Here is a 5,570-nt window from a genome sequence, read left to right as displayed (position 1 = left end):
CGCGCGCCGGCAGGTCGCCGCGCAGCACGGTCGCGGCGTCGCGCCAGCCGGCCGTCGGGTCGAGCGAGCCGGTGCCCCAGACGTGGCGCTGCAGCTGCACGGCGACGGACGTCGGCGGCGGCGTCCCGCCGTCCTGCTCGAAGAGGAAGGCGACCTCGTACGCGAGGCCGGGCTGCACGGGGCTCAGCTCCGAGCCGTCGACGAGCACCGCGACCGCGGACGCGGGCACGCCCAGGTCGCCCGGGGCCCCGACGAGGCCCGGCACGTCGTCGAGCGTGAGCGCCTCGCGCAGGACCGGGCCCAGGACGCCCGCGTCGGACGTGTTGCGCACGGTCGCCACGACGCCGAGCCAGCGGTTGCCGGGCTCGCTCAGGCCCTGCCCGGGCAGGTCGGTGGTCCACACGACGCGCTCGACGGTGAGCTCGAACGGCGCGACGTTGGCGGGCACGCCGGTCGCGAGGACCTCGAGGCCGTCGTCGGTCTGCTCCTCGAGCCCGCCGAACGCCGCGGTGGTGGCCAGCAGCACGACGGCGCCCACGACGCCGAGGCGCCGCAGCGGCTGGTCGAGCACGCGGCGCGCGACGCGGCTGCCGCTCGCCCGCGCGCGGGCGCGCAGGTCGGGCGGGGCGGCGGGACCGGGCACGCGGCTGAGTGTAGGGCCGTCGCGGGGGCGCGGGACGTGCCGGCCGACGGGCGGGCGCGGAGCCGGGCGCGACGGGCGTCGTGTGGGTGCCGCGCGCCATGATGGACCCGTGAGCGACCCGACCCCGCAGACCGCCGAGCGCGACGTGCCCGCCGAGGCCCGGCACCGCTGGACCGAGCTGGCCGAGCAGATCCGGGCCGACCAGTTCGCGTACTACGTGCGCGACGCGCCGTCGTCGTCGGACGCCGCGTACGACGAGCGGCTGCGGGCGCTCGAGGCGCTCGAGGCGGAGCACCCGGGGCTGCGCACGCCGGACTCGCCGACGCAGCGTGTCGGCGGCACGTTCTCGACCGAGTTCACGGCGGTCGACCACGTGCAGCGCATGCTGTCGCTCGACAACGCGTTCTCGCGCGACGACCTGCTCGCGTGGTCGCAGCGCGTGCACCGTGACCTGGAGTCGGACGCGCCGCTCGCGTACCTCACGGAGCTGAAGATCGACGGGCTCGCGATCGCGCTGCTGTACGAGCGCGGGCGGCTCGTGCGGGCGGCCACGCGCGGCGACGGCCGCACGGGCGAGGACGTCACGCTCAACGTCCGCACCATCACGACGATCCCCGAGGTCCTCGGCGGCGACCCCGCGACCCACCCCGAGCTCATCGAGATCCGCGGCGAGGTTTTCCTGCCGGTCGAGGCGTTCCGCACGCTCAACGAGGCGCAGGCCGCGGCCGGCCGCCCGCCGTTCGCGAACCCGCGCAACGCCGCCGCCGGCTCGCTGCGGCAGAAGGACCCGCGCGTCACGGCGTCCCGCCCGCTGCGCATGTACGCGCACGGCATCGGCGCCCTGACCTGGGGCGAGGGCCGCGGGCAGGGCATCGAGCGGCAGTCGCAGGTGTACGAGCTGCTGGCCGGGTGGGGCGTGCCGACGTCGTCGCACACGCGTGTGCTCGACGGGCTCGACGAGGTGTGGGCGCGCATCGACCACTACGGCGAGCACCGGCACGACGTCGAGCACGAGATCGACGGCATCGTGGTCAAGGTCGACGACATCGCGCTGCAGCGCCGGCTGGGCGCGACGAGCCGCGCGCCGAGGTGGGCGATCGCGTACAAGTACCCGCCCGAGGAGGTGTTCACGCGCCTGCTGGCGATCGAGGTGGGCATCGGCCGCACGGGGCGGGCGACGCCGTTCGGCGTGATGGAGCCCGTGACGGTCGCGGGCAGCACCGTGCGTCAGGCGACGCTGCACAACCAGGACGTCGTCCGGCTCAAGGACGTGCGGCCGGGCGAGACGGTCGTGCTGCGCAAGGCCGGCGACGTCATCCCCGAGATCGTGGGGCGTGCGCCGCAGGCCGACGAGGGCGAGCGGCCGCCCGCGTGGCACATGCCCGCCGGCTGCCCCGAGTGCGGCACGCCCCTGCGGCCCATGCGCGAGGGCGACGTCGACCTGCGCTGCCCGAACGCGCAGGGCTGCCCCGCGCAGGTGCGCGGCCGGCTCGAGCACATCGGCTCGCGCGGCGCGTTCGACATCGAGGTGCTCGGCGAGGTCACCGCCGCCGCGCTCACGCAGCCCGAGGTGCCGAGCACGCCGCCCGTGCCGACCGAGGCCTACCTGTTCGACCTCGTGCGCTACGGCGACGACCCGACGCCCGACGACGTCGCGCACGTGCGTGACGTGAGCCTCGCGACGCTCGCGCAGGTCGAGGTCGTCGTGCGCGACGCCGAGACGGGGCTGCCCAAGGAGGACGAGGACGGCACCGTCCGCCGCCGCACGCCCTTCCGCCGCATGCTCAAGCACACCAAGGCGCAGCGCGCCGCCGCCGAGGCCGAGGGGCGCGTGCTGCGCGAGTGGGAGCCGTCCGAGGCCGCCCGCACGCTGCTCGACCAGCTCGAGCTGGCCAAGTCCAAGGAGCTGTGGCGCGTGCTCGTGGCGCTGAGCATCCGCAACGTCGGGCCGACGGCCGCGCGCGCGCTCGCGCAGGAGTTCGGGTCGATGCGCGCGCTGCGCGAGGTCGTCGACGCGACGTGGTGGCCCGACGAGCCCGACGCGACGGACGTCACGGGCACGGCCGCCGGGTCGGGGGGGCAGGACGCGCTCGACCTGGCCGGCACCGACGACGAGCGGGCCGACACGGCCGCCGCTGTCGACGACGCGGCCGCGGCCGAGGACCTCGCGCCGGACCCGCACGCCACGCACCGCGCGGCCGCGGTCGCGCGGCTGTCGGGCGTCGAGGGTGTCGGGCCGACGATCGCGCAGTCGCTGCTCGACTGGTTCGGCGAGCCGTGGCACCGCGAGGTCGTCGACCGGTGGGCGGCGGCGGGCGTCCTCATGGAGGACGTCGCCGACGCGTCGACGCCGCGCACGCTCGAGGGCGTCACCGTCGTCGTCACCGGCAGCCTCGAGCGGTTCAGCCGCGACGGCGCCAAGGAGGCGATCCTCGCGCGCGGTGGCAAGGCGTCCGGCTCGGTGTCGAAGAAGACCGACTTCGTGGTCGTCGGCGAGAACGCGGGCTCGAAGGAGACCAAGGCGCGCGAGCTCGGCCTGCGGATCCTCGACGAGGCGGGGTTCGAGACGCTGCTGGCCGGCGGCCCCGACGCGGTCGGGCCGCCGCCCGCCACCGACGGCACAGCCACCGACGGCGGGACGGCCGCGCCGGACGACGAGGCGGCCGCGCCCGACGACGCGTCGTGAGCGCCGCGGGACCCGTCGTCGTGCGCGTCGCGCGCGACGACGAGATCGAGGCCGTCGGCGCCCTCACGGCGCGCGCGTACGTGGCCGACCGGCTCGTCGACGCGCGCCACTGGTACGCCGACGAGCTGCGTGACGCGCGGAGCCGCGCGGTGCGGGCGACCCTGCTCGTCGCGGTCGACGCGGCCACGGACGACCTGCTGGGCACGGTCACGCTCGCGGCCCCGGGCACGCGCTACGCCGAGGTCGCCCGCCCCGACGAGGTCGAGCTGCGGATGCTCGCGGTGGACCCGGCGCGGCGCGGCGCGGGCGTCGCCGAGCACCTGGTGCGCGGTGCGCTGCGCACCGCGGTCGCGGGCGGCGCCCGCGACGTCGTGCTGTCGACGCTCGACCCCATGACCGCCGCGCAGCGGCTCTACGCCCGCCTCGGGTTCGTGTCGCGACCCGAGCGCGACTGGACCGACGAGGTGACGATGCGCGTCCGCACGTGGCGCGCGCCGCCGGCGCCGGGCGTCGACGTCGAGGTCGCGACGTGGCCCCCGCTGCGCACGGTCGACGTCGACGGGTGGCGCGTCGGCCTGTCGCGGGGCGTGACCCGGCGGGCGAGCTCGACGGTCGCGCCGTGCGCCGTCGCCGACCTGCCGGGCGCGGTCGACCGCGTCGAGGCGCTCTACGACGCCGACGGTGCACCGTCGACGTTCCGCGTCGGCGACCCCGGCAACCCGCCGGGCCTGGCCGCCGAGCTGGACCGGCGCGGCTACGCCGTCGCGTCGCTCACCGACGTGCTCGTGCGCGACCTCGACCCCGGGGCCCGCGGGCGTGCCGGGGGCCCGGGCGCCGCCGGCGACGCCGCGCCCGGGCGTGTGCGCGTGGCGGACGCACCCGACGACGCGTGGCTCGACGGGTGGCTGCGGGGCAAGGGCGGCGCCCGCGACGTCTCGCGTGCGATCGTCGGCGCCGCGCCCGCCCTGTACCTCACCGCGACCGACGAGGCGGGGGACGACGTCGCGGTGATCCGGGCGGCGCTCGCGGGGGAGTGGGTCGGCCTGTCGTGCCTGCAGGTCGCGCCCGCGGTACGCCGGAGCGGCTGGGGTCGCTCGCTGACGGCGGCGGCGCTCGCCGCGGCCGCCGAGCGCGGCGCCCGGCGGGCCTTCCTGCAGGTCGAGTCGCACAACGCCGGGGCGCTGCGCCTGTACGAGGCGCTGGGGTTCCGGCTCGCGCACGGGTACGCGTACCGCGAGCTCGCCGCGGGGCCGTCGACCGGCTCGCGCTGACCCGACGGGAGCGCCACGGCGGTCCCGCGCTCCCCGCGCCGTGGCGGCGTGCGGGGTGCACCGCGGCCGCCCTCCCGGGCGGGCCGATCGGGGCGCGGGAGCCGATACTGGGCGCATGATCTCGACGGACAACGCCGTGGCCCTCGAGGCCGCCGGCCTGCAGTGGCACCCGCGCGCCGGCGACCGCTTCGTGGTGCGCGGTGCCGACATGGGCGGCGAGGTGTTCACGATCTCCGAGATGGTCGTCGAGGCGCACGAGTACCCGACCGGCACCGTGCTCGGCTTCAACGGGACGACCGAGTGGGCGCTCGACTCGCTGCGCCAGGAGGACGCCCTCTGGCTGCCGCGCGAGGACCAGCTCCGCGAGCTGCTGGGCGGCACGTTCCGCAGCCTCGCGCGCTCGACCGACGGCCGTTACCAGGTCCTCGTCGAGATCGGCGGGCAGCCCGAGCGGGTGTTCACGTCCGAGGAGCCCGCCGACGCGTACGCCGAGGCGCTCCTCGCGCTCGTCACGGCCGCGACCTCGCGCGTCGGCTGAGACCGCGCCGACCGGCACGCGCGTCGGACGGCACACGCGTCGGACGGCGCACGCGTCGGACGGCACCCGACCCGGGGAACGAGACCGCGCCCAGGTGACGGCGCCCTCGTGGCCGTGCCCCGTGTCCGGGCCGGGACGCGCGACGGCCGGGCCGGACACGAGGTCCGACCCGGCCGCCGTGGCGCTCCGACGTCAGTTGTCGGCACCCGCCGCGCGTCGTGCGCGCACCAGCACGCCGCCGCCCGCGAGCAGCGCCGCCGCCAGCGCGGACCACAGCGCGATCGCCGAGCCCGTGGTGGCGAGGCGCCCGGGGTTCGACCCCGTGCCGCCGGTGCCGCCCGCGCTCCCCGTGCCGCCCGGCGTCGGGGTGGCGCCCGGCGTCGGCGAGCCGGTCGGGTCGGGCGTCGGCTCGGGCGTCGGCTCGGGCGTCGG

General features: G+C 77.6%; 4 protein-coding genes and 1 pseudogene. 3 read left to right on the top strand and 2 right to left on the bottom strand.

Annotated elements, in window-relative coordinates; all coding sequences use genetic code 11:
- The coding region (locus CS2_RS17430) for a hypothetical protein (RefSeq protein ID WP_070320926.1) at positions 1–643 on the bottom strand (643 nt) is incomplete at its 3' end.
- A gap of 109 nt (positions 644–752) precedes the next feature.
- Here CS2_RS17430 and ligA point away from each other — a divergent pair.
- The 3 genes from ligA (at position 753) to CS2_RS17415 (ending at position 5,138) form a co-directional block, all read left to right on the top strand.
- Entirely contained in the window at positions 753–3,329 is a 2,577-nt protein-coding gene (gene ligA, locus CS2_RS17425) for an NAD-dependent DNA ligase LigA (protein WP_070320925.1), read from the top strand.
- The gene (locus CS2_RS17420; RefSeq protein WP_070320924.1) at positions 3,326–4,600 is read left to right on the top strand and encodes a GNAT family N-acetyltransferase; all 1,275 of its coding nucleotides are present in this window, start codon (positions 3,326–3,328) and stop codon (positions 4,598–4,600) included. Before ligA ends, CS2_RS17420 begins: the two co-directional genes overlap by 4 nt.
- A 115-nt stretch (positions 4,601–4,715) precedes the next feature.
- The gene (locus CS2_RS17415; protein ID WP_046527838.1) at positions 4,716–5,138 is read left to right on the top strand and encodes a hypothetical protein; all 423 of its coding nucleotides are present in this window, start codon (positions 4,716–4,718) and stop codon (positions 5,136–5,138) included.
- A 192-nt stretch (positions 5,139–5,330) separates the two neighbouring features.
- Here CS2_RS17415 and CS2_RS19205 read toward each other — a convergent pair.
- Positions 5,331–5,570 (bottom strand): annotated as a pseudogene (locus tag CS2_RS19205) (choice-of-anchor I family protein); the annotation flags it as partial.

This window comes from Cellulomonas iranensis NBRC 101100 = JCM 18110 (assembly GCF_001552375.1).
Lineage (GTDB): Bacteria > Actinomycetota > Actinomycetes > Actinomycetales > Cellulomonadaceae > Cellulomonas > Cellulomonas iranensis.
Note: the sequence above shows the minus strand (reverse complement) of the source record. Positions and strands in the feature narration are given on the sequence as shown.